Annotated in this window: 25 protein-coding genes and 1 pseudogene; 19 read left to right on the top strand and 7 right to left on the bottom strand. The window is 64.5% G+C overall.

From position 1 onward, the window contains the following. Positions 1 to 3: 3 nt before the first annotated feature. The 11 genes from AT302_RS15035 to AT302_RS14980 all read left to right on the top strand — a co-directional run bounded on the left by AT302_RS15035 (position 4) and on the right by AT302_RS14980 (position 12,409). Positions 4 to 909, top strand: coding sequence for a hypothetical protein (locus AT302_RS15035; RefSeq protein WP_058379110.1), 906 nt, complete (start codon positions 4 to 6; stop codon positions 907 to 909). A gap of 1 nt (position 910) precedes the next feature. Continuing rightward, on the top strand, positions 911 to 3,631 hold the full coding sequence (locus AT302_RS27975; RefSeq protein WP_218918963.1) for a hypothetical protein: 2,721 nt from the start codon (positions 911 to 913) through the stop codon (positions 3,629 to 3,631). A gap of 59 nt (positions 3,632 to 3,690) precedes the next feature. After that, positions 3,691 to 3,981, top strand: coding sequence for a hypothetical protein (locus tag AT302_RS15025; protein ID WP_058379109.1), 291 nt, complete (start codon positions 3,691 to 3,693; stop codon positions 3,979 to 3,981). Positions 3,982 to 3,984: 3 nt separating this feature from the next. After that, positions 3,985 to 5,481: a hypothetical protein gene (locus AT302_RS15020; protein WP_058379108.1), complete on the top strand. Its 1,497-nt coding sequence runs from the start codon at positions 3,985 to 3,987 to the stop codon at positions 5,479 to 5,481. 5 nt (positions 5,482 to 5,486) lie between these two features. Further along, positions 5,487 to 6,749, top strand: a complete 1,263-nt coding sequence (locus tag AT302_RS15015) for a hypothetical protein (protein ID WP_157125796.1) — start codon at positions 5,487 to 5,489, stop codon at positions 6,747 to 6,749. Between the two features lie 2 nt (positions 6,750 to 6,751). Next, complete coding sequence (locus tag AT302_RS15010; RefSeq protein WP_064675089.1) at positions 6,752 to 7,132, top strand: hypothetical protein; 381 nt, start codon at positions 6,752 to 6,754, stop codon at positions 7,130 to 7,132. Further along, positions 7,057 to 9,711, top strand: a complete 2,655-nt coding sequence (locus AT302_RS15005) for a hypothetical protein (RefSeq protein WP_167365806.1) — start codon at positions 7,057 to 7,059, stop codon at positions 9,709 to 9,711. The genes AT302_RS15010 and AT302_RS15005 overlap by 76 nt, the downstream gene beginning before the upstream one ends. A gap of 78 nt (positions 9,712 to 9,789) precedes the next feature. Beyond that, positions 9,790 to 10,371, top strand: a complete 582-nt coding sequence (locus AT302_RS15000; protein WP_058379104.1) for a hypothetical protein — start codon at positions 9,790 to 9,792, stop codon at positions 10,369 to 10,371. Between the two features lie 14 nt (positions 10,372 to 10,385). Then, entirely contained in the window at positions 10,386 to 10,694 is a 309-nt protein-coding gene (locus AT302_RS14995) for a hypothetical protein (RefSeq protein WP_237171937.1), read from the top strand. Beyond that, positions 10,691 to 11,044 carry a diversity-generating retroelement protein Avd gene (gene avd, locus AT302_RS14990; protein ID WP_058379103.1) on the top strand — a complete coding sequence of 118 codons (354 nt, stop codon included), beginning with the start codon at positions 10,691 to 10,693 and terminating at the stop codon, positions 11,042 to 11,044. The genes AT302_RS14995 and avd overlap by 4 nt, the downstream gene beginning before the upstream one ends. 300 nt (positions 11,045 to 11,344) lie before the next feature. Further along, entirely contained in the window at positions 11,345 to 12,409 is a 1,065-nt protein-coding gene (locus AT302_RS14980; protein ID WP_058379101.1) for a reverse transcriptase/maturase family protein, read from the top strand. On the opposite strand, the gene AT302_RS14975 is transcribed toward AT302_RS14980, so the two are convergent. Then, entirely contained in the window at positions 12,398 to 13,690 is a 1,293-nt protein-coding gene (locus AT302_RS14975; RefSeq protein ID WP_058379100.1) for a tyrosine-type recombinase/integrase, read from the bottom strand. The two genes, AT302_RS14980 and AT302_RS14975, sit on opposite strands and share 12 nt — an antisense overlap. 252 nt (positions 13,691 to 13,942) lie before the next feature. Continuing rightward, positions 13,943 to 14,662: a riboflavin synthase gene (locus tag AT302_RS14970; RefSeq protein ID WP_058379099.1), complete on the bottom strand. Its 720-nt coding sequence runs from the start codon at positions 14,660 to 14,662 to the stop codon at positions 13,943 to 13,945. A 107-nt stretch (positions 14,663 to 14,769) separates the two neighbouring features. Here AT302_RS14970 and AT302_RS14965 point away from each other — a divergent pair, with 107 nt between their 5' ends. Next, entirely contained in the window at positions 14,770 to 15,024 is a 255-nt protein-coding gene (locus tag AT302_RS14965; RefSeq protein WP_058379098.1) for a hypothetical protein, read from the top strand. Between the two features lie 56 nt (positions 15,025 to 15,080). Continuing rightward, positions 15,081 to 15,323: a hypothetical protein gene (locus AT302_RS14960; RefSeq protein WP_058379097.1), complete on the top strand. Its 243-nt coding sequence runs from the start codon at positions 15,081 to 15,083 to the stop codon at positions 15,321 to 15,323. A gap of 104 nt (positions 15,324 to 15,427) precedes the next feature. Here AT302_RS14960 and AT302_RS14955 read toward each other — a convergent pair whose 3' ends face one another. After that, positions 15,428 to 16,510 (bottom strand): calcium:proton antiporter, encoded by a 1,083-nt coding sequence (locus AT302_RS14955; RefSeq protein WP_058379096.1) that lies wholly within the window; start codon positions 16,508 to 16,510, stop codon positions 15,428 to 15,430. Between the two features lie 399 nt (positions 16,511 to 16,909). On the opposite strand from AT302_RS14955, the gene AT302_RS14950 reads away from it, so the two are divergent. The 6 genes and pseudogenes from AT302_RS14950 to AT302_RS14925 form a co-directional block, all read left to right on the top strand. After that, on the top strand, positions 16,910 to 17,695 hold the full coding sequence (locus AT302_RS14950) for a FadR/GntR family transcriptional regulator (RefSeq protein WP_084656253.1): 786 nt from the start codon (positions 16,910 to 16,912) through the stop codon (positions 17,693 to 17,695). Continuing rightward, positions 17,673 to 18,428, top strand: a complete 756-nt coding sequence (locus AT302_RS14945) for an SDR family oxidoreductase (protein ID WP_058379095.1) — start codon at positions 17,673 to 17,675, stop codon at positions 18,426 to 18,428. Before AT302_RS14950 ends, AT302_RS14945 begins: the two co-directional genes overlap by 23 nt. 36 nt (positions 18,429 to 18,464) lie before the next feature. Beyond that, on the top strand, positions 18,465 to 19,325 hold the full coding sequence (locus tag AT302_RS14940) for a fumarylacetoacetate hydrolase family protein (RefSeq protein WP_058379094.1): 861 nt from the start codon (positions 18,465 to 18,467) through the stop codon (positions 19,323 to 19,325). Between the two features lie 18 nt (positions 19,326 to 19,343). Further along, positions 19,344 to 20,105 carry an SDR family NAD(P)-dependent oxidoreductase gene (locus tag AT302_RS14935; protein WP_058379093.1) on the top strand — a complete coding sequence of 254 codons (762 nt, stop codon included), beginning with the start codon at positions 19,344 to 19,346 and terminating at the stop codon, positions 20,103 to 20,105. A 193-nt stretch (positions 20,106 to 20,298) separates the two neighbouring features. Next, the gene (locus AT302_RS14930) at positions 20,299 to 20,898 is read left to right on the top strand and encodes a DNA-3-methyladenine glycosylase I (RefSeq protein WP_058379092.1); all 600 of its coding nucleotides are present in this window, start codon (positions 20,299 to 20,301) and stop codon (positions 20,896 to 20,898) included. Between the two features lie 169 nt (positions 20,899 to 21,067). Next, positions 21,068 to 21,925: pseudogene (locus tag AT302_RS14925) on the top strand (23S rRNA (adenine(2030)-N(6))-methyltransferase RlmJ); the annotation flags it as partial. 383 nt (positions 21,926 to 22,308) lie between these two features. On the opposite strand, the gene AT302_RS14920 reads toward AT302_RS14925, so the two are convergent. From AT302_RS14920 to AT302_RS14905, 4 genes are all read right to left on the bottom strand, one after another. After that, positions 22,309 to 23,031: a pseudouridine synthase gene (locus tag AT302_RS14920; RefSeq protein WP_058380351.1), complete on the bottom strand. Its 723-nt coding sequence runs from the start codon at positions 23,029 to 23,031 to the stop codon at positions 22,309 to 22,311. A gap of 70 nt (positions 23,032 to 23,101) precedes the next feature. Then, entirely contained in the window at positions 23,102 to 23,911 is an 810-nt protein-coding gene (locus AT302_RS14915; protein WP_058380350.1) for an ABC transporter permease, read from the bottom strand. Positions 23,912 to 23,990: 79 nt separating this feature from the next. Further along, on the bottom strand, positions 23,991 to 25,175 hold the full coding sequence (locus AT302_RS14910) for an ABC transporter substrate-binding protein (protein ID WP_058379091.1): 1,185 nt from the start codon (positions 25,173 to 25,175) through the stop codon (positions 23,991 to 23,993). A gap of 42 nt (positions 25,176 to 25,217) precedes the next feature. After that, positions 25,218 to 26,048 (bottom strand): ABC transporter ATP-binding protein, encoded by an 831-nt coding sequence (locus tag AT302_RS14905; protein ID WP_084656609.1) that lies wholly within the window; start codon positions 26,046 to 26,048, stop codon positions 25,218 to 25,220. Between the last annotated feature and the right edge of the window lie 30 nt (positions 26,049 to 26,078).

Here is a 26,078-nt window from a genome sequence, read left to right as displayed (position 1 = left end):
CCCATGTCCCTCTACAACAACATCGCGGAGAGCCTTTCCAGTAACGGCCTGTTCGGTTCAATCAAGTCGGGCCTGAACTCCGTGCTGGGCAGCGCCGGCAGCGCGGCGTCCGATGCCCTGGGCGGCGGCAAGTTGGCGAAGACCGTAACCAGCATGGGCCAGAGCATGGCGTCGAATGCCGCCATGAACCTGGTCAATAAGTACGTGCCACTTCAGGCCCAGCGCATTATTAACGTGGGCGGTGGTGCCCTGGGCGATGTCCTGCAAGGCAACTGGGAAGACGCCGGGATGCGCCTGCTGGATTCCGGCCTGCTGAACGATCTACTGCCTGGTATGGGCGGCGTTGCCTCGCAGACCATGTATTGGGGCTCGCCCACGCCGTTGTTCGGCGGCATCAGCCCGACCGAGGCGCGCAACATCTACGACGACATGCGCGGCCAGAAACTGGCGAAGAAGAACCTCTGGCTGATCGAGGTTTCGAGCCGCCTCAACGGCGATATGTCGCAGCGGTTCAACCTTTTCGCAACCGAGGTCGAATACGAGCCTTTCATCATCGCCGGCGAGAAGCGCCGCGTCGGCGGTGCCGTCATCGACGCCGTGCAGGGCGCGGAGCCGGTGGAACTGCGCCTGACGACCATCGACGACCAGCAAGGCACGCTCAAGCGGTGGTTTGCGGCGCACCACGGCGCGGCGGCCCCGCGCGACGGCACGGTAGGCGTGCCGGACAGCTACGCCATCACCATCAAGGTAGTCCATGCCTTCATCACCCGTGGCAGCAACCGGGGCGGATATGAGGACATCGGCATGTTCCGTCCGGCCAACATGGCATTGAGCCTGTCCCGCCGCGAGGACGGGCTGGAAGAGGTGCAGATGTCCTTCTCCCAACTCGACACCTTTATGAGACCGTAGCATGGCGCTCAAGCACGACGCACAAGGCTTCCTGACCGGCGACCCCATCGACATCGGGCGCGCACTCAAGGTCTGGGACGACATCCACGACGACGTGCGCGCTATCCGGCGCGCGCTGACCAGCGGCGCATCCGGCGGGCCTGCACGGCCTGGCCGCGCCGACAAGACCGGCAACGAGGTGGCGCGCCCGATGGCGCCCGCCCCGAGCACTCCCCGCAGTTCCAGCCAGATCCCGGCGCTGCTGCGCAAGACCGCCACGCCGCAGACCGGCGGGGCCAGCGCCAGCGCAATCCGCCGCGATGCCCAGGCCGTAGAGGTTGCCGGGCAGGCGGTGGCCGCCGTGCGCGCGGCCAGCCAGGCCACGCAGCGCGCCATCGCCAAGCCGGTATCGCGCGACGGGCGCGGGCGCTTCGTGCGTGGCGATGGGCGCAGCGGCTCTGGTGCGCCCGGTTCTGGGGGTGGAAATGGTGGCGGCGGTGGTGGCGGAGACGGAGAAGAAACCGGCGCGCTGCGCGGCGTCGCCGACCGCATCGCTGGGGCCATCAGGGAATCCGGCAGCGGCATGGAGGAAGCCGACCCCGCCGTAAAGGCCATGAACGAGGTGGCGCGCCCGATGGCGCGCGGCTACGAACTGCTGACCGGCGGCAGCCGCGAGAAGCGGCAGGAAGGCTGGTTGCGCCGCATCTGGACTTCGCTGACCGGCTTCCGCAAGGACGAGACGACCTTCAACAAGGCGGCCAACAAGAGCCTGAAGAACATCGAGGAAAAACCGGACGACGGCGCGAAGGGTGGGTCTGGCCTTCTGGGCGGCCTGTTCGGCGGCCTTGGCCGCGTGCTGACGCGCATCCCGGTTGTGGGTGGCCTGCTGGGTGCAGGCGGTGGCTTGCTCAAGGGCGCGGGCCGCCTGCTGGGCTTCGGGGGCAAAGAAGCTGCCGCAGCCAGTGGAGCCGCGAAAGAAGCCGGTCTTCTGGGCAAGGCCGGCGGCCTGCTGAAGGAGGGCGGCGCGCTCTCCAAGATGGGCGGGCTGCTGAAGCGCGTCCCGATTCTGGGGGCACTGCTGGCCGGCGCGGGCGCAGCAGCGGACGTGTATTCGTCGGAATCCGATGACACCCTGTCACGGCGCGAGAAGGACAAGAAGACCGGGGCTGCCGTCGGCGGGTTCGCCGGCTCGATGGCTGGCATGGCCGCTGGTGCGGCTGGCGGCGCGGCGCTGGGCACGCTAATCTTCCCCGGTATCGGCACGGCCATTGGCGGCGCTATCGGCGGCGCCGTGGGCATGTTCCTGGGCGACGACGCCGGGAAGATTCTCGGGGACACCGTAGGCGGCTGGGTCAATGACCTGCGCGCCGCCGACATCCCCAGCATGATCGGCAACGCCTGGAACGAGGTCAAAGTCACGGCGCTGGGCACCTTCGACTGGGTGAAGTCCGGCTGGGATTCGGTGGTGGGCTCCTTGCAAAAGGGCTGGGACGCCACCATGACTGCGTTCGCCGCCGTGGGCGACACCATCAAGAAAGCCTGGGGCGGCTTCGTCGATACCGCGAAGGCTGGCTGGGAATCCGTGTCCGGCGCGTTCGCGTCGGCCTACGAAGGGCTGAAGTCCCTGCCCGGTATCGGCCCAGCCATCAAGGCCGCCGAGGCTGGCGCGCGCAAGATCGCCGAGGTGGCAGGCGCGGTGAAGGATGGTGCCGTCGAACTGGGTGGCAAGGCTGCCGATGCTGTCCAGTCCGGCGCGAGTACCGCATGGAACGCTACGAAGAACGCCGCCGGCAGCGCGTGGAGCGGCACCAAGGACTTCGCCGCCAGCATGGTGCCGCAGGGCCTGAAAGACCGCATCGCGGCGCGGCGCGCGATGGAAACCGGAGCCGACTACAAGCAGGGCAACATCGCCGGGCTGGACGACGCCCACACGCGCGCGCTGGTGGCTTCCACCGCCGCAACCGAAAGCGCCGGCGGCAAGCTCGACGTGGTGAATTCCGCCGGTTACATGGGCCGCTACCAGGCCGGCGCAGGCTGGCTGGCGGATGCGGGCCTCATCAAGGGCGGCAGCTCGGCGGTGCAGGCCGCCATGAAGGCCGACGGCTTCAGTAACGAATATAAGTGGGGCCAGGCCGGCGGCATGTCGAAGTTCCTGAAGAACGCCGACAACTGGAACGGCGGCATGAGCTACGACAAGTACCTGGGCAGCGCCGATGCCCAGGACGCCGCCTTCAAGACCAACTCCGACAAGTCCTACGCCCGTCTGCTGGCGCGCGGCGTCATCAAGGAGGGCATGAGCCAGGACGAAATCGCCGGGATCCTGAAGGCCCGCCACATCGCCGGCGAGGGCGGCGCGGCGCAGGCTGCGCGCGGCGAATCCGGCCCATCCGACGCCAACGGCACGTCGGCCCTGAAATACAAGAACGACCTGGCCGCCGGCAACATCTACGCCAAGGCGTTCGCCGGCCCAGATGGCGCTCCGGCGACACCCGCTGCGCCCGCGCGCCCGTCCATCGCATCGGTGGCTGCGCCCGCCGCGCCGGTGGTGGCAAGCGCCAGCGCGCCGGTGGTGCCGTCGGCGCCCAGCGTGCCGTCCGTGCCCGAGGCCCCGCCGGTGACGGTGCCGATGGCGTCCAACGATTCTGGCAAGCCCATCCAGGTATCCATGCCGTCGCCGGACGTGGGCCAGGACGTGCGCGACCGGGGTATCGCCCACGTCGCCACGGGCGGATTGAGCGCATAGCGAGCCCGGCCCGGAAAAAACCGTGATTCCTGTAGTTGCCAGCACCGCACACTTTGGGTATGGCGACGATCACGGGAAAAGACATTCAGGAAATGGTGCGGCACTGGCTGAACACGCCGGTGGAGGGCTATTTGGGCTCCGGCTACGGCCAGGACGCCAAGGCCCTGCTGCAACTGCCGCAGGCTGACGGTGCGCCCGAAGCCTTCCTCGAAAAGATGCGCCAGGACATCCCGGCGCTTCAGGCTCTTCCCCCCGGTTCGCTGAACCTCTACGCCGTGCGCACACCCCCGGACAGGGTTGATCTGTTCGTGGATGTGGCCGGCGTGGCAATTCAAGTGCCAGGGGCATAGAGTATGTACACCAAGGCAGACTTCCAGAAGAAAATCGCCGACACCATCGGCAACTACCAGTCCATCGCGCCGCTGTACCAGGCGGGCGACCCGCGCACCCTGCAACACCTGGACGCGATGGCGACCATGCTGGCGATGTTTTCCGCCCAAGTGGAAACCGCCCAGGCCGAACCCTACGACAAGGTGCGCGATTCGACCGTGCTTGCCGACGCGGCCATGCGCGGCATCATCCGTAGCGGCACGCCGGCGCGCGTGCGCATCCGCGCCATCAACGGCGGAACCGAGGACTTCACCGTGGAATCGGCGCGCACGCTGCTGGATTCGTCCGGCCTGCTGTACCGCGCGGAAACCCCCATCACCATCCCACCGGGCGGCGAGGCTACCTTCGAGGCCAGCCAGCTTCGCGCCGTGACGATCACGCACACGGTTTCCGGCAGCGAGCCGTTCTATGCCGTGCCTGTGCCGGCGGCGGACGACGACGCCTTCCTGTGCTCCATCGCCGTGAGCGACGCCCAGGGCGAGTACGCCTACCGCAATCGCTATGTGAATACCGAGGCCGACGAGCGCGTGTTCCACGTCGAAGCCGACGACCGCCAGCAGGTCTATGTCCGATTCGGCTTCAGCGGCGTGGTGGGCGTGCAGCCGGCGGACGGGGCCGAAATCACCCTGACCACCTACTACACCAACGGCGCTGTGAGCCCGGCCTTCGGCAGCCCGTTCTCGTTCGAGTACCTTGGTTCGCCGCTGGAAGCCGTCGTGGAGCTCAAGATGGACGCGCTCTTGCAGCCCGGCCAAAACCCCATGCCCATGTCGGTGCTGCGCGACCTCGCGCGCTACCCGTCGGTCTATGACGACAACGCGGTGTTCCTGGGCGAGTTCGGGTTTCTGGTACGCAAGAAGTTCCCGAACCTGCAATTCCTCTCGATCTGGAACGAAACCGAGGAAGAGCAGGCGCGCGGCGCGAGCCTCGACAACATCAACGCCCTGTTCGTGGCCTGCCTGTCCGAAGAGGGCGGCGAAGCCGTGCTCGAAGAATCGGATCCCGCTGTGCCCGTGGCGCCGGTGAAAATCGCCGAGGATGACCTGACCGAGACGCAGCGCACCATTCGCGCCGCGATTCTGGCCGCCGACAACAGCTACCGGGTCTATTTCTTCACGCCGGTGCGCTCGAAGATCGCCATGTCCGTGAGCGCGCGCGTGAGCACGTCCTACGTTGCTTCCGACGTGCGCCAGAAAATCATCGAGGCCGCGCTGGGCGAGTTCGGCCAGGCCGCCGCCGCGTCGCGCCGTGGGCGCAATCGCCCGCTCTACAAGCGCGTGTATGAACTGCTGCGCCAGAAGGTGGCGGCGCTGGCAAGCGGCGATTCCGACCTGACCGTGAACATCGTGGAACCGCCGTCTCTGGCCGCACGCCCTGAAATGTGGCGCTACGTGTCCGCCGACAGCCTGGCCGTGACCGTCGAAACGGCAAACATCGTCACGCCCACCTGGGGCGGGTGATCGCCATGTCCTTTGACTTCTCGAATGCCCAGCTCCCGCGCCTGCTGCCGCTGGAAAACAGCTATGCCGAAAACGATGTCGAAGATGACCTGAAGCGGCTCTTCCTCGACCTCTTCAACGACATGCTGGCCCCGGATGTCTTCGACGTGAATGTGTCGGGCGCTGCGCACCTGGGTTCGTTCGACTTGGTGCGCAAGGCCGTCAACACCGACGGCCTGGTGCTGCTGCAAGGCGACCGCGAAGAGGCGGCCACGCGCTACCTGTATCGGGCATGGAAGTCGGGCGACGTGCAGGGGCGCGGCCTGCACTTCCTGAAGACCTACCTGCAAATGCTCTTCCCGAACCAGTGCGAGATTGAGCAGCTTTGGCAGGACAAGGACTATCCGTATCCCACCGCGCTCTACACCTCGAAGCCGAGCTTCGCGTGGTGGCTGCACCAGGTCGGCGAGCCGGGCCTGAAGCTGGACGGCACCTGGGGCCTGGGCCGGCGCATCGAGGATGCTGACGAAAGCCGCAAGGACAGGGTGGTGGATACGAGCGGCATGTTCCTGACCAGCCGCATCATGATCTCGCTGGGCTTCGACGTGGATACCCAGTCCGTCGCCAAGCTCATCCAGATTATCAAGGACGTGATTCCGGCGCGCCTCGTTCCGGTATTCCGCTTCTGGCTGAACGAATCGTTCCTGCTGACCATCCTCGCGTCCTACAAGTTCTGGATGCGGAAGGACATGCTGGCGCGCTACCCGTGGTGCGGGCGCGTCATCACCGATGAACCATCCGGGCGCTGGAAGCTGGGCATCGACGGCGAGCTCCCGCGCCTGCCGCAGCCGTTCGGCACCTTCAAGCTGGGCCACAAGTACGGCCAGAAGTCGAACTGGCACCTGCACAACTGCCGCGTCACTGGCGCGCAGCGCGTGACCATCACCGCCGAGGCCCCGGCCTGGCGCGTCGAAACCCTACCGCTGGAAGAGTTCGAGTACGTCACCCCGCCGCCACCCACGAAGCTCTACCACCACACGCGCCGCCTCGATGGCGGCTGGACGGTGGGTAGCGGCCTGCACATCGGCGCATTCCTCCTCGACGGCTCGCACCGGCTCACCACTCGGAAAATGACCGAATACCCGCGCTTCGGTCAATTCAAAATCCGCAACTACCAGCAGCCCGTCCTGCTGCCGACCTCTCCCGCGCGCCTGACGCTCTCCGGCGCATGGAAGCTGGGCGGCCCCAGGAACGCGGAATTTGAGTTCTACAAGATCGAAGGAGCGTGACCGTGCCCGAAGCCGTAGTCGCCGATAGCTACCGCCGCCGCGTCGCCGCCCACATGGCCGGCACTGGCGTACTCAAGCCCATCGCATTCATCGCCTACGGCGACGGTGGCCACAACCCCGACAACACCGCCAAGCCCGCCGACAGCGGCGCCGCCGGCCTCTACCACGAGGTCAAGCGCAAGCCCGTCACGGCCTTGGTTCAAGAAGACCTGTATTCCGCCACCGGGAAGGGCGTCGTCGAATCCGACGACCTCAATGCCGGCGCTCTCTCCGAGGCGGCCTTGCTCGACACCGACGGCAACCTTGTTTGCTGGAAAACCTTTGCGCCGAAGTACCTGGAGAACGGGGAAACCTATGGCGTCAATCTGAAGATGCGATTCTGAAAGGAGCTCCCCCCATGTCCCTGCCCAACCAAAACATCACGCCGATTCCGAACAACGAGCCGGATGCCGTCCCCTCGCTGTGGAACACGCGCTACCAGGAAATCGACGAGAACTTCTCCGCCCTCGACGAGCGCCAGGTGAGCGTCGAAGACGAGCTGAACGCCGCCAAGGGCGATGCGCCCACCTTCGCCGAAAAGATGAACCAGGTGGCGCAGGCCGTCGCAGACCTGGGCGGCGACATCGGCGACTTGCAGGGCATGACCGCGCCCATGCTGGCGCGTGCGGTGCGCCTGGACTGGGACTATTCGGGCAACAACATCAGCCTTGAAATGTGGGCCGGCGAATACACGCTGACCGACACGCAGCCCATCGCCGTGACCTCTGCCGTCGCCGGCGACGATTCCATCGACGTGACCGACAGCAGCTTCTTCACGCCCGGCCAGAACTATGTCATCTACAACGCGACGCACGCCGAGCAGGTTCATGTCAATGCTGTGCTGAACGGCACCCGCATCCGCATTTCTGACCCGCTGGCAAACGCCTACGGCGGCGCCGGCGCGTTCCTCGCGCGCACCTCGTTTGCCGTCGCTAACGGCACCGCGCAGGCCAAGCCGGGCGCGGCCTACTTCTCCAAGCCCATCAATCTGGGCTTCGATGGCGTCAAGCGCGCCGTCGTAATCCGCCGCACGCCCACCGCATCCGTTGTGAACGTCGATTTTCTGATCGATGGCGACTGGGTGTCCGCGCCGCTGGCATGGACGCGCGAAGGCGGCAAAGTGCCGGCGGGCTACATCGACTGCGAGTACGAATTGCTCGTCAATGGCGACACCGCGCTGCGCGTGACCGTCGTGGGCGGCGCTGGCAATACCGAGATCCAGCACATCATTGGCCTGGGCTCCACCACGGGCCTGCGCGGCACGCACACGCCTCCGCTCAAGCCTGCCATGTCCAACCCCGTCGATGGCGCTGAAAACCTGACCGACCGCCCGACGCTGGGCCTGACCGGCTACGTTTCGCCCACCGATACGCCCGTGGGCGCCGTGCAATTCCAAGTCTCCGCCACCGCCGACTTCGCCGAGGTCATCATCGACAGCGGCACGCAGGTGGGCGGCCTGTCCTGGCAGGAAATCGGCCTGCGCCTGCAAACCAGCCATGACTACTTCGCCCGTGGCCGCGCGCGCGACGCCGAAGGCGCGTGGTCGCCGTGGTCTGACCCGGTTTCGTTCTCCACCGCCGCGTCGTTCGTGTATGTGCAGGCCCCGTCGAACGTTGGCCCGGCCAACAACCTGACCAACGTCGCCGACACGCCCACGCTGTCGTCCAGCGCCTTCGCGGTCTATGCGGGTGCGGACACCCAAGCGGCGGCCCAATGGCAAATCCGCGAGGCCAGCGCGTCCTACGACGCCTCCACCTACGACAGCGGCGAGGACGCCACGCATCTGACCTCGCTGGCCGTTCCTGCCGGCCTGCTGAAGTCCTCGAACACGCAATACTTCTGGCGCGTCCGCCACAAGGGCGCAACCATCGGCTGGTCGGAATGGTCGGTGGAGACGAAGTTCACTACGAAAAAGATTTTCGGCACGGTGATCGGTATCGCTCTGGTTTCGACTGGCGCGACTTCCGGTTCGTGGGCACGCATCGACGAGGACGGCAACGCCAAGGCCACCGATGCCGCCTTCTTCAACGCCCACCCGACCTATGCCGGTATCGTCGATCAGACCCTGGACAGCCAGGCGATGGTGAAGGTGCCCGCCTTCTACATCAAGACCGGCATCGTGGCGTCCGGCGCCTACGTCGGAAAGAAGGCCATCTGGGTTTCGGACAAGAAGGAAACCGGCTTCGAGATTCACCCGGCTTTCAAGAACGCCGGCGCTGACCTGGCCCAGTATTGGGTCGGCAAGTATCAGGGCTCGAACGCCTCCGGCAACAAGCTGGCGTCCGTGGCTGCCGTCGGGCCGCTGGTTTCCATCGACTTCCCGACGATGCAGGCCCGCGCGAACGCGCGCAACACCGGGGGCGTTACGGGCTTCTCGCTGTGGAACATCTACCAACTCTCCGCCATCCAGATGCTGGCCCTCATCGAACTGGGCAACCCTGACGCCCAGACCTTGGTCGGCCAAGGCAACTCGAACAGTTCCGGCGCTACCAACGTCGATGCGTCGCCCACCTCGCAAGCCTCGTGGCGCGGCATTATCGGCCTCTGGTCGAACGTCTGGCAGATGGTCGATGGACTGCAAACCGACGCCAGCCTGAAATACAAAATCTGGGACAAACAGGGCAACAAGACCTACATCACCACGAACCAGGTGGCGCCGTCGGCTTCGGCCTCCTACCCGGTCACGATGTCCGTGGATGCCGGCGCGAACTACGACCTGTCGCAAGTGTTCCTGCCCGCCACCATCGACGCTTCGGCCTCGAACGGCACGTATGCGGACGCCTTCTGGTCGGCTGCGAACTGCGTCGCCTATCACGGCGGCAATTGGGACGGCGGCGCGGGCGACGGGCTCTTCTGCCTGAGCGTCGGCAGTCCCGCGTCGAGCGGCAGCACGGGTCTCGGCGGTCGCCTCGCAAAGGTGTAATGGGTCATGTGACCTGTGTCATGTAGCAGTTGGGCGAGCGCGCCAAGCGCGCCGCCCCTCTCAAGAAAGGAGCAGTAAATGCAAATCGAAAACGGGAATCTGGTGGTGGAAGTCGAAGGCTCCACCATGACCGTGCCGCTGCCCGAGGTGGCAACCGCCGCCAAGGTCAAAGCGTACCTCGTCCCCGAGGCGTACCGCCCCGGTCGCCTGTTCATTTCGGTCACGGTTCCCGGCCAGCCGGAAGACGTGCCGGCGTGCAGTCAGGATCTGGTCGAACTGCTGGGCGAGGACATCCTCGAAGCCAGCGACGCGGCCATCCTGAACGCGGCGAAGGCGGCCAAGCTGACCGAAATCAACGCCGAGTGCCAGAAGGCGGTGGCCGCGCTGGCTGCCGACTACCCTGACAGCGAAGTGCAGTCCTGGCCCCAGCAGGTCAAGGAAGCCACGGCGCTGGCCGCCGACGCCGGCGCGGACGCTCCGCTGCTGACCGCCATCGCCACGGCGCGCGGCCTGCCGGTCGCGGAGCTCGCCTCGCGCGTGCTCGACAAGATGAACGCCTACGCGGCGGCCTCCGGCGTGCTCATTGGTCGGCGTCAGGCCGCCGAAGATGCCATCGGCGCCACCGCGTCCCTGGAAGACCTGTCCGCCATTTCCTGGTAACGGGCGGGCGCAAGGTGAAGCAGTATTGCGCCCGAATCGCCCTGCTGCTGGGCTCCATGCTGATGACGCTGGCGGGCAACATGCTGGCGCTGGTGTCGGCTATCGGTGGAAGTGATCGCGCTTTCCGGGTGGCCGTCTCCAACGACCAGACCTTGAACGCCGCGCTTGCCGGCAGCGAGGATGAAACCATCAGCAGCCGGGCCGGGAAGGCCGCTCGCTCTGGAAAGCGGTGGGGGTGCATCCTGTGCAAACTGCTCGACGCCTTCGACGCCCAGCACTGCCAGAAAAACATCGAAGAGGATGAAGGGGAAAGGCTGACTTGAAAAACGACGCATACCTGAAGCTCATCACCAAGTTGGAAGAGCTCGATGCCTACACGCATACCGTGCTGCATCAGTTCCCGAAGCTGGAAAGGCACTTGCTTTGCGCGGAAATGCGGGCGGCCATGAATAAGGTATGCCGCCTGGCCGTCGTGGCGTGGAAGCGCCGACAGAAGGCTTCGTCGCTTTTCGACTTGGACGTGGAAATCGAGGTGTTCCGGCACTTCATCCGCAAGGCCCATCGCCTCGAATACATCAACACGCATCGCCTGGAAGTCTGGATGAAACACACGAACGAAATTGGCCGCATGGTCGGCGCGTGGATCAAGCACGAAGGAGCCGCCATGTCGTAGAGCACCACCCCGGTTTTTGAACGGGCAAGGGCTTATAACGGCGGCAATTGGGACAACGGCGCGAACGACGGGCTCTTCTGCCTGAACGTCAACAATCCCGCGTCGAACGTCAACACGAATATCGGCGGTCGCCTCGCAAACGAATAGTGCCAGAAGGCGCGCGGCCCACGGGCCGCCGTCCAGTGCATATCCTTTGGGGCCTTTGTCCTGACCATGTTGTCGAAGATGAACAGGGCGCTGCGGCCAGTAGCCGGGAAACCGGCGGACGTGGCAGCACCCGACCACACTGAATAGGAAGACATGCCGCGCACTGTGAATGGTCTTTGGGACGAACTCACCTCCTTTGAAAATCTGCACCTGGCCTACATGGGCGCCCGCGATGGAAAGCGGTATCGCAACGAGGTAATGCAGTTCGCGGTAGAGGCTGAAGAGCACCTCTTCAACATCCAGAATCACATGCTCTGGAAGACTTGGAAGCCCGGCCCGCAACGCGAGTTCGTGGTGCGCGAGCCCAAGCTACGCCTGATTCAGGCGCCACCATTTCAAGATCGCGTCGTTCACCATGCGCTGGTGCAGGTCGTGGAGCCGCACTTCGAGCGCCGGTTCATTTACGACAGCTACGCTTGCCGCGAGGGCAAAGGCACCCAGCGCGCCGTCATGCGCGTGCAGCACTTCCTGCGCGTGGCGAAGCGGAACTGGGGCGACGACATCTATGTGGTGAAGGCGGACATCAGCAAGTATTTCGCCAGCATCCAGCATCACATTCTCATGGACGAGGTGGAGCGGGTCATTTCGGATCCTGGCGTGCTCTGGCTCTGGCGGCAAATCATCAGCGGATACGGCCACGAGGCCGGGCTGGGCCTGCCAGTCGGTGCGCTGACCAGCCAGCTCGCGGCGAACGTCTTGTTGAACCGCCTCGATCACATCGCCAAGGACGACATGGGCCTGCGCTTCTACGTGCGGTACATGGACGACTTCGTGGTGGTGGTGCAGGGCAAGGCTGAAGCCCAGCGCGTGCTACAGGCCCTGGAAAAGGTCGTCAATAGCCTGGGCCTGTCGCTCAACCCGAAGACCGCGATTCACCCGTGGCAGCGCGGCGTGGACTTTTGCGGCTACCGCATCTGGCCGACGCATATCCTCCCGCGCAAGCGCAATATCAAGCGCGCCCGCGCTGACTTCCGCCGGCTCATGACCCAGTATTTCGCCGGCGAGGTCGATCTACCCGACGTGCGCCAGCGCGTGATGTCGTTCCTCGCCTACGCCAAGCATTGCAACGCCCACCGCACCGTTGAAGGCGTGTTGGGTGATCTGGTGCTGGTGCCCGGCCTGCGCGACATCCCCGACAAGCTCATGCTAGGCGGCTGACAACAGGCGGATGACGTTGCTGCTCTGTGTTGGCTTGACGAACGCCGGCGTGGGCGCGCCCGTTTCGCAGGCCACGATGAACTCGCACCACTTTTCCAGCGCCTCGCGCCGCTCCGGCCTTTCCTCGCGCACGTCGTAAATCTCGTCCAGCTCGCCCAGCTTGTGGTTGAGCGCCACCTCGGATTCTTCCCACGACACGCCCATGTTGCGCAGGTGGCCCTTGGCCGTTGAGCGGGTATCGTGTGGGGTGAACTTGCGGATCTCGATGTCCTTGCGCTCGAAGGCGCGGCGGATGGCCGCCCAGAGGGTCGTTTCCCCGACGTGGGTATCGCCGCCCTTGTTGCGGCGCCGGCGCTCTTGGCGCGCGGGCAGCACGTAGATGGATTCCCCAGACATTTCAAACAGGGCGCGGAACCACTCGACCACCACGGGCGTGAGGGGCACGAGGAAGCCCCGGCGGGTCTTCACCGATTCGTCTGGTATCCACCACATACCCAGGTCAAGGAAGATATGCGCTTTCTTGGCCTTCACCAGCTCGACGCCGCGCACGCACGTTGCCAGCAGAATGCGGAAGGCGTAGGCGTTCTCCACGCCGATGAAGTCGATGTCGGGCAGCAGTTCGCGCAGCTCTTCTTCCAGCAGCATGACGCGCTTTCGGATGGGCGGGCGCGGCCCCTTGATGGACTTCAGCTTGACGCCAGTGCAGGGATTGGCGGCGATGATTTTCAGGCCGCAGGCATGGTCGAACAGCTTGGATGCAGAGGTGAGGATGCGCTTCGATACTGTCCAGGTGCGTTTGCAGTCGGTGAGCATCGACACGATGTCGATGGCCGTGACGCGCTGCACGGGGCGCGCGCCGATGTAGGGGATGATGATTTGGTCGTAGTCGCGGTTTCGGTAGTCGATGGTGTCCTGGGCGTACTCGGTGAGCAGCAGACACTTTTCCCTGTAGTCGGCGATCAGGTCGCGCACGCTCCACGCGGCCTGCACCCGGTTCTTTTCTTCTTGCTTTTCGATAGCCGGGTCGCGGCCCTCGTCGATGGCAACGCGGGCGACGCGGGCCTTCTCGCGTGCGGAGGCCAGGGAAACATCGGGGTAGTTCCCGATGGTGAGTTCGCGCCGGCGGCCTTTGCCGATGCGGTAGCGAAGGATCCATGTCGCCGTGCCGGCGTCGGACAGGGTGAAGGTGAGGCCATCGCCATCAGAGCGCGCGATGGCTTCGCCTTTCGACACCCAGTTCCTAATCTGGATGTCATTCAACAGGTGCGTGAGTTTTGCCAAGTAGCCCCTCCCTTCAGGGTGGGTAGCTAGTTGGCCGGGCGCTTTTAGCTACCCACCTAGCTACCCACTTTATGCGCGATGTAGGGGCGCATCTTGACACGCTACGAAACGAAGATTCAAGAGGTTCAGGGGAGAAGACGGAGGGTTAGGAACGTATTGAGACGTTATGGAACACTAATTAAACTCGCAGGTGGCTAATTGCATGAATGTCCTTTGGGGGTTGTCGGTGGCCTGAAGTGGCTTGATGCCAAATTAAGCCTTGGTGTCCGCAGCGGGCAGTTGCGGCACCGACACGAAGTCGTCCAGCGTCAGCCCTTTCTCCTTGAGCAGTGCTTCGAGCACGGGCTGCAAGCGGCCGAGGCTCTCTTGCACGGCTTCGCGCACGGTGTCGACCACGACCTGCGTGCTGCGCTCGATTTCGATATTCAAGCGAGCGCCGTCGAGCTTGTCTTCGAACGTGGTCATGCGGCGCGTTTCCGGAATCAGCCACACTTCGAACCAGCCTTCCTGACGATTGACCTCCGAGACGGTGAGGCTCGCGCCGTTGATCGCGATGTAACCCTTCGCGAACACGTACTTGCGAAACGCTTCGGGAATCGCGATGCGCAGCACACGATTCGTGTCCGAGGTGCGCACGCTCAGGATTTCGGTCGAGAAGTCGATGTGGCCCGAGAGCGGGTGGCCGCCGATTTCGGCGCCGTCTTTGGCGGCGCGCTCGACATTGACCTGCGCGCCTACGCCGAAGCTGCCGAGCGTGGTCACGTTCAGACTTTGCAGAATGACGTCGAACGATGCGGCAGTGGGGGAGAGCAGTTGCGTGACGGTGAGGCACACGCCGTCGACCGAGACGCTTGCGCCCAGCGTGAGGTCTTCGCAAAAGCCCTCGGGAAACGCCAGCGCCAGAGTGCGCATGCCGTCGCGATCTTCGATGGACGACAGCGTGGCCGTGCCTTGAACAATTCCGGTGAACATCGTGATGTCGGTAAGAGAGTCGTAGGTTGCTATGCCGCAGTATTCTACTGCGTGACGACGGTATGCCGCCCGTCGTGCTACGATGCCGCCTTTTTGCGGGATCGGATATGGGTTTCGAAGGCTGCCTGCTGGCGGGCGATTTTTACTACTGGGCGGAAACCGCGCCCATGCCTGACGGGCAGTTTCAGGGAGTGGTGCACTTTACCGGCTGGCGCGACGTGGACGACGTGATCGAAACGCTCGACCCGCCGCTCGTGCACACGACACCCGATACCTACCGCTGGGCAGGCGACGCGCTCGAAGCCGCCCATGCATTGGCAAAAACGCTCGTAGAAGACGGCGCGCTCGGCATCGATCCCTGAGCGACCACCGCTACGCTGTACCGGCCTCCGAAGCGGAGGTCACAAGGACCATCATCATGACGCTCAAAAAATTCGACCTCGCCAAGCAACAAGGCCTGAAGATCAACGCCGGCGTGCGCCGCGGCCCGCCCTCGGGCAATGGCGTCGGCGCGCAAGGCAAGCGCAACCCCGCGGGCAGCAAGCTGCTCGGCTCGCTGCTGGGCAAGGCCCCGGCACCGGCTGACGCTGACGCAGGCAAGAATGACGCGGGTGGCGAAACGGGCACGGCAGCGCCCGCCAAGGGAACGTCGAAGTCCTGATCGCTCAGGACCAGCGTGCGGGGCACCGCTGAGGTGCCCGCACGATGTTTCAGACACAACGCGGCGGATTCAAGGCCGCAGATTCATGCCGCTGATTCAGGCCATTAAGGCACGATCGCCAGAAACAGGAACGCCGCGAACAGCACAAGGTGAACCGCACCTTGCAGCACCGTAGTGCGCCCCGTGCCAAGCGAGATCACGCTCACCAGTAGCGTGACCGCCAGCAGTACCGTCTCTTTGGGCGCCAGACCCAGTTCGATCGGAATGTGGAGGAACAGGGAGACGGCCGCCACCGTAGGAATGGTCAGGCCGATACTGGCGAGTGCCGAGCCGAGTGCCAGATTCAGGCTCGTCTGGAGCTTGTTGGCACGTGCGGCACGCAGCGCGGCCAGCCCTTCCGGCAGCAGCACCAGCGCAGCAATCACAATCCCCACCACCGCTTTCGGCGCACCCGCTTCGGCCACCGCTTGCTCCACCGCCGGCGACAGCTTCTTCGCCAACGCGACGACTGCGAGCAACGCGATCACCAGCAAGCCAAGACTCAGCACGGCAGTGCGGCGCGAGGGCGGCGGCACGTGGACTTCTTCACTGGGCGCCTTCGCGAGAAAGTAGTCGCGATGGCTTACCGTCTGCACGAACACGAACACCATGTACAGCACCAGCGCAATGACGCCCTCGAAGGCCAGTTGCGAGGACGTGAGTCCCGGTCCAAGCACTGAGCTGGTGTAGTTCGGCAGCACCAGCGTGAGCACCGAGAGTGCGCACAGCACGGCGAGAGCAGCGCTCGCGCCTTCCACGTGGAAGCCCTGCGTGTGATGGCGAACCCCGCCAAACAGCAGGCACAGACCCACAATCCCCGTCGACACGATCATGATGGCCGCGAACACCGTGTCGCGGGCGAGACCGGCTTTGTCCGGGCCGCCTGAGAGCATGACCGAGACGATCAGCGCCACTTCGATGATGGTCACGGCCACGGCGAGGACCAGTGTGCCAAACGGCTCACCGACCTTGTGAGCGACAGTTTCGGCGTGGTGCACGGCCGAGAACACCGCACCGGCGAGGGCGATGGCACATACCGTGAGCGAGACACCGTAGGGCAGGACACCGGCAATGCCCCACGCGACGAGGGCCACGATCGGCATGTACATGGTCCAGTGGCCCAGCTTGGCGGTCTTTGAGGAGGACATCGTCGGAGACTCCAGAATTCGGGGGGATTCGAGGGATAAAGCGGATACAGCGGATACGGCGGGAGCATTGCCCCGGCAGGAACCCCGAGGCAGCGAATCATGGTCGCAGAAAAGCGACACCCAGACAACAGAAAGGGCGCGATGACGACGTGCCACCGGCCAAAACATCATTTGGCTCGAAACGCGCATGGCCAAACGATTTGCGGCCATCCATGCATTTGACTCCGAGTGCCCAATCGGCAAGAAATTCCATAGGATGAAACATTGAGTGCAATGAGTTGACATCCGATCGGTATCAGTCGTATCGTCGTGTTCATTGGTCTTACCACTGAACGACGGGCGTCCCGCCATCGCAGCATTTGGCATGACGCGTCCGGTTCACTTCACGATCCGGCTGCCATGTCCTTCGATCCCATCGTGCAGGTCTCCGTCTCGGAGCAAGTCGCCCAGCGGCTGCTCACGATGATTCGTACCGGGCTGCTCAAGCCCGGTCAGCAACTCCCCCCTGAACGCGATCTCGCGGCCATGCTCGGCGTGGGCCGGCCGGCCGTGCGCGAGGCCATTCGCGGATTGGCGTTGCTGGGCCTGTTACGCATCCGGCAGGGCGAGGGGACGTTCGTCGGCACGCTTCAGACGCGCGAGTTGCTGGAGCCGCTGGAGATGGTGATCGAGTTAAACGCGGGCACGCTCGAAGCGCTGTTCGATGCTCGTCTGGTCATCGAGCCCGGCGTCGCGGCGCTGGCGGCCAGTCAGATGAGCGATGCCCACCTCGCGCGCCTGCACGCGCTGGTCGAGGACGAGCAGTCGCTGCTCGGCAACCCCGAGACCTTCTCGGCGGCCGACATGGCGTTTCACGAGACGATCATCGACGCATGCGATAACCCCTTTCTGCAAAGCATCGCCAACAGTCTGTATCTGCTTGGCAAGAAGAGCCGGCGCGTCACGTCGCAAGTGGCGGGCGTGCTGGAGCGCAGCTTGCAGGATCACCGCGACATCATTGCCGCCTTGCAGGCGCGCGATCCGGCGCAGGCCGCCGAGGCGATGCGCCGGCATTTGTGCCGCGTGCGAGAGGCCTACATCGGCAGCACAGAGCCTTCAGCACATTCCGAACATTCCGAGCCCCCCGAGCATTCCGAACAATCCCAGCATCAAGGAGACACCGATGGCAGGCCGACTGGCGGGTAAGACCGCCTTGATTACCGCCGCAGCGCAGGGCATCGGACGCGCCAGCGTCGAAGCGTACTTGCGCGAGGGCGCCCGCGTGATCGCGACCGATCTGAATGCGGAAGGACTGCGTGAGCTCGACGATCACCCGAACCTTGTACGTCGCCCGCTCGACGTGACCGATACCGCCGCCGTTGCGGCGCTGGCCGGCGAAATCGGCGCCATCGACGTGCTGTTCAACTGCGCGGGCTTCGTGCACCACGGCTCGGTTCTCGAGTGCGACGACGCGGCATGGGACTTCTCGTTCGACCTGAACGTGAAGAGCATGTACCGCACCACGCGGGCCTTTCTGCCGGCCATGCTGGCCGCCGGGCGCGGTTCGATCATCAACATGTCGTCGGCGGCGTCGAGCGTCAAGGGCGTCGCCAATCGCTGTGCGTACGGCGCGACCAAGGCGGCGGTGATCGGACTGACGAAGTCCATCGCGGCCGACTATGTGGCGCACGGCATTCGTTGCAACGCCATTTGTCCGGGCACGGTCGAGTCGCCGTCGCTGCGTCAGCGCATCGCGACGCAGGCCAATGCAGCGGGCACTGACGAAGCGGCGGTGCGCGCGCAGTTTGTGGCGCGTCAGCCGATGGGACGCGTTGGCTCGCCTGACGAAATTGCGGCGCTTGCCGTGTATCTGGGTTCCGACGATGCGGCCTTCACCACCGGGGCCATTCACGTGATCGACGGCGGCTGGTCGAACTGATCCACCGCTACCACTGCTCCAATTGGGAGAACTGCTTTGAAATTGCTGCGTTACGGCCCCAAGGGCCAAGAAAAGCCGGGCCTGCTCGATGCGGCCGGCAAAGTGCGCGATCTGTCGAACGTGCTCACCGATATCACTGCCGAGACGCTGAGCCCGGAAGGGCTGGCGGCGCTGCGTGCGCTCGACGTCGATGCGCTGCCGATCGTGGCCGCGCCGGGGCGTCTGGGGGTGCCGTTCACGGGTCTCGGCAAGTTTCTTGCCGTGGGCCTCAACTACAGCGACCACGCGGCCGAAGCGGGGCTGGCGGCGCCGTCCGAGCCGGTGCTCTTCACCAAGTGGGACAACTGCCTGAACGGGCCGAACGACCCCGTGGTGCTACCGAAAGACTCGGTCAAGGGCGACTGGGAAGTCGAACTCGGCTTTGTGATCGGCACGACGGCGCGCTACGTACCGCTTGAGAAGGCGCTGGACTACGTGGCGGGCTACTGCATCGTGAACGACGTCTCCGAGCGCGAGTATCAGATCGAGCGCGGCGGTACGTGGGACAAGGGCAAGGGTTTCGACACCTTCGGCCCGGTCGGTCCGTGGCTGGTGACGACCGACGAGATTCGCGACCCGCAGCAACTCGGCATGTGGCTCGACGTGAATGGCGTGCGCCGTCAGACCGGTCACACGTCGACGATGATTTTCAATGTCGCGTTTCTCGTGCACTACATGAGCCAGTTCGCGACGCTCAAGCCGGGCGACCTGATTACCACCGGCACGCCGCCGGGCGTGGGCATGGGCCACAAGCCGCCGGTGTATCTGAAAGCGGGCGACGTGATGCGTCTGGGGATCGAAGGGCTGGGCGAGCAGGAGCAGCATGTTCATGCTTACGACACGCGCTGGCTCGACTGACGATTTGAGGATTTCACCATGGAAGACCTGAAAGGCAAATTCGTGCTGATCACGGGGGCGAGCACCGGCATTGGTGCCGCCGCCGCAACGGCGTTTGCGGCGCAAGGCGCCAATGTGGCCGTGCATTACAACCGTTCGCGGGAGAAGGCCGAGGCGGTGGCGGAGGCCGTGCGCGCCTATGGCGTTAAGGCCATGACCGTGGCCGCCGATGTGGCCGACACGGGGGCCATCGATGCCGCCGTGGCGCACGTGCTCGACGGCTTCGGGCGTATTGACGTGCTCATCAACAACGCGGGCAGTCTCGTCAAGCGCACGCCATTCACTGAAGTCACCGACGCGTTCTTCGAAGACGTGCTCAACGTCAACGCGCGCTCGGTCGTGGCGTTTTCACGTGCGGTGGTGCCGGCCATGCGCAAGCAGGGCGGCGGGGCCATCGTCAACGTGACGTCGATTGCGGCGCGCCATGGCGGCGGCCCAGGGGCGCTGATCTATGCGGCGGCGAAGGGGTTCGTGAGCACGCTCACGCGTGGCATGGCAAAGGAGTTGATGCCCGACCGTATTCGCGTGAACGCCGTCTCGCCGGGGGTGATCATGACGCCGTTCCACGAGCAGTTCAGCACCGAAGCGCAGATCGAGGCGTTCCGCCAGAGCATTCCGATGGGGCGTCTGGGTGTGCCGGACGAGTGCTCGGGCGCGTTCCTCTACCTCGCGTCGGAGACACTGGCGAGCTACGTCACGGGCCAGATCATCGAGGTGAATGGCGGACAGTTGATGTTGTGAGTCGGGGTGCCCCAAGGAGCCGATTCCGAGAGGGCACCCGGAAAATTCCGGGCCATCGATGCCACAGTGCCGAAAGCGACCCGCTACGCGATGCGTGGCGTGTGCTTTCCCGGTAAATGCTGGCACACTTGCGTCAATTCAATGACTTTGTCTGCGGCGCGAAAGCGCTCAGGGCGCAACGATCGAGGGGCCAATGGAACGATGTCCGTGGAGCGAGGGCTTCGAGCAGTACCGTCAGTATCACGATGAGGAGTGGGGCGTGCCGCTGCGCGACTCGCGTGCGTTGTTCGAGCTGTTGATGCTTGAAGGGGCGCAGGCGGGGTTGTCGTGGTCGACGATTCTCAAGAAGCGCGACAACTATCGCAAGGCATTCGACGGCTTCGATCCGGTGCGCATTGCCGCCTACGGTCCGCAGGACGAAGCGCGGCTGATGGCCGATGCGGGCATCGTACGCAACCGCCTGAAGGTGAACGGCGTGATCAAGGGTGCGCGGGCTTATTTGGCCATGGAGGCTGCCGGTACCCGATTCTCCGATTTCGTCTGGCAGTTCGTCGGCGGCGAGCCGTTGCAGAATCGTTGGGAGACGCTTGGCGAAGTGCCCGCGAGCACGGCAGTGTCCGACGCGATGAGCAAGGCGCTCAAGAAGGCGGGTTTCACCTTCGTCGGCTCGACCATCTGCTACTCGTTCATGCAGGCAGCCGGCATGATCAACGACCATTTGGTGGCATGCCCGCGTCACAAGGCCGTCAAGGCGTTGGCGAAGGGGGCGTCGAAGTCGGCAAAGCGCGCCTGAGCAGGGGGCGCTGAAGGGTGTCTGCGCGGTATTTTCGAAGTGTTCGCGAAGTGTTCGCGAAGTGTTTGAGGGGTTTTCGTGCGAGGCGATTGACGGCGCTGAGGGTGCGGAGAGGGCGCTGGGGCGCCGCGTCGGCTACAATCGCGCCTGACGAATCAGGAACTGCCTAATGTTCAGCTACCGCCATGCCTTCCACGCCGGCAACCACGCCGACGTACTGAAACACTTCATCGCCGTCGAATGCATCGATTACATGCGCCAGAAAGACACGGCGTTCTGGTATATCGACACGCACGCTGGCGCGGGTGGCTATGCGCTTGACGGTAAGTGGGCCGACAAGACGGGCGAGTATCACACCGGTATCGGCCGACTGTGGGAGCGAAACGACCTGCCGCCTGCACTGGCAGACTACGTGGCATTGGTGCGTGAGTTCAACCCGGACGGCCAGTTGCGCTACTACCCGGGCTCGCCGTATTTCGCGCTGCAACTGCTGGGCGATCGCGATCGCCTGCGTTTGTTCGAGGCGCACCCGACGGAGCAGGAAGTTCTGCGCGAGAATTTCGAGGCACAAGGCCGTGAAGTGGCCCGTCGCACGATGATCTTCGGCGCCGATGGTTTTTCGGGCCTCAAGACGATTCTGCCGCCGGCCCCGCGCCGCGGTTTCACGCTGATCGATCCGTCGTATGAAGACAAGCGCGATTACACGCGCACGACGCAAGCGGTGCAGGAAGGGCTCGATCGCTTTCCGACCGGTATGTACGCCGTGTGGTATCCGCTGGTGCAGCGCCGTGAGGCCGCGCAACTGCCGGAGCGCATGAAGCGCCTGACGATCAAAGATCAGCCGATCAAGAACTGGGTGCACGTGGCATTGACCGTGAGCTCCCCGGTGCCGGGCGGCATGGGGCTGCACGGCAGCGGCATGTTCATCGTGAACCCGCCGTTCCAGCTGTATGAAACGCTGAAGACGACCATGCCGTATCTGGTCAAGGCGCTGGGACAGGACAAGGGCGCGCAGTACCTGCTGGAGGACGACAGCCATAAGGTGCTGCTGCCTCGCGGTGGCGCATCGCGGCCGTCGGCAGGCGGGCGTGGCGCGTCGACTGGCGCAACGTCTGCCAAGCCGGGCACACCCGGCACATCCTCGACGAGCGGGACGACCGGGACGACCGGCACTTCGGTGCCTGGGCGTCCGGGTGCCCGAACCCCCGGTCCGCGACGCGGCGGGCGGTAAGCCGGGCGGCAGACTTGCTGGCTAACGCCGCGGCTGAATTCGCGGCGTTCTCGTTGCCGTCATCCGTGTCATCCGCGTCATCGGCATCATCTGCGTCATTGCCGTTTTAGCCGTCGTTAGTGTTGTCACTGCTGTTTTTGGCATTTCCGGCATTTCTGTCGATGACGTCGATTCTGGCGTTACCGCTGACCGGTTGCTGGAATTTCGTACGGTAGTGACAGCAGTTCGTCGGGGTTGAGATAGCGCCATTCCCCTTCAGCGAGTATCCCCATCGGAAGACCACCGATGGCGGTTCTGACCAGACCTTCCACCCGATTGCCCGCTGCGGCGACCATCCGCTTGACCTGATGGTATTTGCCTTGCGTGATCGTGAGCGCGATCTCGTGTGACGAGGGGCTCATCACGTCGGTGGCTGCCAACAGCTCTGTCTCATCGCGCAACAGCACCCCATCACGCAACGCTTGCAGCATCTCGTCCGTCACCGGGTGCTTGGTGGTCGCGATGTAGCGCTTGGGGACGTGACGGCGCGGCGACATCATGGCGTGCAGAAACGGGCCATCGTCGGAGAGCAGCAACATGCCGGTGGTGTCCTGATCGAGACGTCCGGCAGGTTGCACGCCACGCACGGCCAACGGCAGCGGCAGCAGCGAATGCACGCCTTCGTGGTGTGTGGGGCTGGTGGAGCACTCGAAGCCGGCGGGCTTGTTGAGCAGCACATAGACGTGCTCGCGGTACTCCCACGGTTCGCCGTCCAGTGTGAAGTGCAGGCCGTGCGGATCGATCGACTCGCGCGGGTTGTCGTGCACCACGCCGTCGATGGCGAAGGCGCCGGTGGCGACCAGCTTGCGGCACATCTTGCGACTGCCGAAGCCCTGCGATTGCAAAATACGTTCTAGCTCGATGATCCGTTCTCCGTCGGGCGTCATGAATTCAGGCCGCTATTGTAGCGGCCTGAACGCACGGCGGTACCGCTCACTCGTCGGTCATCGTTCCGCTAAAGCGGCGATAGATGAAGCGCGCTGCCCAATCGAGGCCGAAGCCGAGCACGCCGATGACGAGAATGACCGCCGTCAGTTCCGAATAGGCCAACCGGTCGCGGGTGTCGAGAATCAGGTAGCCCAGTCCGGCGTTCACGCCCAGCATTTCTGCCGGGACCAGCACGATCCACAGAATGCCGATGGCCAGACGTACGCCCGTCAGCACATGCGCGGCGATGCCGGGAACGTAGACGTGCCAGAGCATCTCCCAGCGGGTGGCCGCCAGGCTCTCGCCCAACTGCACCCAGCGCCGGTCGATTTGCGTCACGCCTGCGGCGGTGCTCATCACCAGCGGCCACAATGCGGCAAACGCGAGCAGAAAGTACACGGCCGGGTCGCCAACGCCGAGCGACATCACGGCGATCGGCATCCACGACAGTGGCGACACCATCCGAAGGAATTGCAGCGATGGTGTGAGCGTCGCGTCGAGCCAGCGCACACGACCGATCAGAAAGCCGAGCGGCACGCCCAGCACCAGCGCCCATGCAAGCCCGACGCCGATGCGTCGCAAGCTCGCGAGAATATGCAGGCCGAGTTGCTCGTCGCGAAACAGGTCGGGCAGTGCGCTCAGTGCTGCCGCGGGCGAGAACTGCGCCGCCAGTGAGCCCGGTGTGGTCAGCAGCGCAATGCCCAGCCACCAGATCGCGATGATGCCGGCCAGTCCCGCCAACCCGAGCCATGCGCGGCGGCCGGCGGAGACTGCGCTCGCATTGGTTGCAGAACCTGCGGCACCTGCGGCGTTCATGGCGCTCAGCGGATTTTCGGCAACTGTCGCCCGGCCGTTCGACGCGGCGGGTGCAGTGCTTGCCTTTGCGGACGCCAACTCAGACAACGATGACCTCCTGACGCGTGAAGCCTTCCGGCAACCCGAAGGCCTTCATGCCGCCCGCGGCCGCAATACTCTTCTTCACGAAACGGTCGTCGACCAGATCGCGCGCAACGAACGCCGGATCGAGCTTGGCGAGGAACTGCGCATTGCCCTCCACCTGCGTCTTCTGCATATGACGCACGAGGGCTTCGGTGTAGCTGGGATACGGATACGGTTGGAAGTCGATACGCTTTTCGTGCCAATCGGCATGCACGATCGCCTTGTCCGCCAGATAGCGGCCTTCTTCCGCCGCCGACGGGGCCAGCACGCGTTGCAACACCTGGAACGGATGCGGCGTATAGCGATTCTCGCCCTCCTTCGAGAGCAGGCGGGCGGCGTCTTCCGGATGCGTACGCGTCCATGCCTGCGCCTTCACGATTGCGTCGACGACCTTCTGCGTCCACTCGGGGCGTGCGCTCAGATCGCGCTCGTGCATCGTGACCACGCAGCAGGCATGGTTCTTCCACACGTCGCCGGTAAAGCGCAATACCTTGCCAACCTTGAGGTTCTCGGCCGCGGCGTTGAACGGTTCCGCCACGATATAACCCGCGATCTGCTTGGCGGCGAGTGCCGGCGGCATATCCGACGGGGCCATCACGATCAGGTTCACTTCGTTGGCAGCCGGTGCGCCCGACTTTTTGAGTACCGGCGTCAAACCGTTGGCGGCGAGCAGCCCTTGCAGCACCACGTTGTGAATCGAATACCAGAACGGCACGGCAACGGTCTTGCCACCGAGATCGCTCACTTTGTTGATGTCGTTCGTCACGGTAATCGCACTGCCGTTGACGTGGTTCCACGCGACGACCTTGGCCTGCGCCTGACTGCCGTAACGTGCCCAGACCGTCATGGGCGAGAGCAGGTGAACGACGTTGACCTGACCCGACAGGAATGCCTCGATCAACTGTGCCCAGCTACGCAGCAGGGTGGGCTTTTCCGCTTTGATGCCGGCCTGCTCGAAGTACCCGTTGTTGTGCGCGACGAGCAATGGCGTGGCGTCGGTGATCGGCAGATAGCCGATGCGCAACGGCGCGTCGGGCTCAACGGCCGCACGCGCGGCGGCCGAGGCCAGCAGCGGCGCAGCGCCGGCCACCGTCATCATCGAAGCAAGCTTGAGCCATTCACGGCGGGAAATTTGGCACATGGATAAGAGATCCCCGTAGGTATGGTCGGTGTGGTGAATTATCTACAGCGAATTCGGTGTGGCGTTCGATACGTCCCGCGAGTTCGCGACGCCGGACAGGTTCGATTCGGTTGTTACGTTTGCGGCACTCGTTGCTTCGCGCGACATCGCGCGTTGCAGCGCTTGCAGGATTTCAATGCGCAACGCACCCAGTGCTTCCACCTGCGTCTCGCGCGGCGCGGGAATGTCGACGTGCCATTGCGCCAACGTGCGCCCCTGATTGCCGAGCAGCACGATGCGGTCGGAGACGAGCAGCGCCTCGTCGATATCGTGCGTCACCAGCACGGTCGCCGCGCCGGTATCGCGCACGACGGTGACGAGCAGGCGCTGCATGTCGGCACGTGTGACTTCATCGAGTGCACCAAACGGCTCATCGAGCAACAACGCGCGCGGTTGCCGTGCGAGGCATCGCGCCAACGCAACACGCTGCGCCATACCGCCCGATAGCTGGCGCGGGTGCAGATGATGCGCGTGGGCAAGCCCGACTTCGGTGAGTGCCGCATCGATGCGCTCGCGGCGCGTATCGCGCGAGAGCTTGGGCTGGCGCGTGAACGTGAGGCCGAAAGCCACGTTGTGTTCGACCGAGAGCCACGGCAGCAGGCAGGGGTCTTGAAACGCAAGTGCGACGTCGGGACGCGGACCGCTCGACGGCGCACCATCGATATCGACGGTGCCGGCGCTCGGCGGCAGCAACCCGGCCGCAATGCGCAGCAGGGTCGATTTGCCGGAGCCGCTCGGGCCCAACACGGAAACGAGTTCTCCGGGCGCGACGCTCAGATCGACGCCCCGCAGAATTTCTCGCGGCCCGTAGGCCAGCCCGATGCCGCGCAGCATGAGGAACGGCTTGGCGTGCACGCTCGGCGT

Source organism: Pandoraea norimbergensis, assembly GCF_001465545.3.
Taxonomy (GTDB): Bacteria; Pseudomonadota; Gammaproteobacteria; order Burkholderiales; family Burkholderiaceae; genus Pandoraea; species Pandoraea norimbergensis.
Note: the sequence above shows the minus strand (reverse complement) of the source record. Positions and strands in the feature narration are given on the sequence as shown.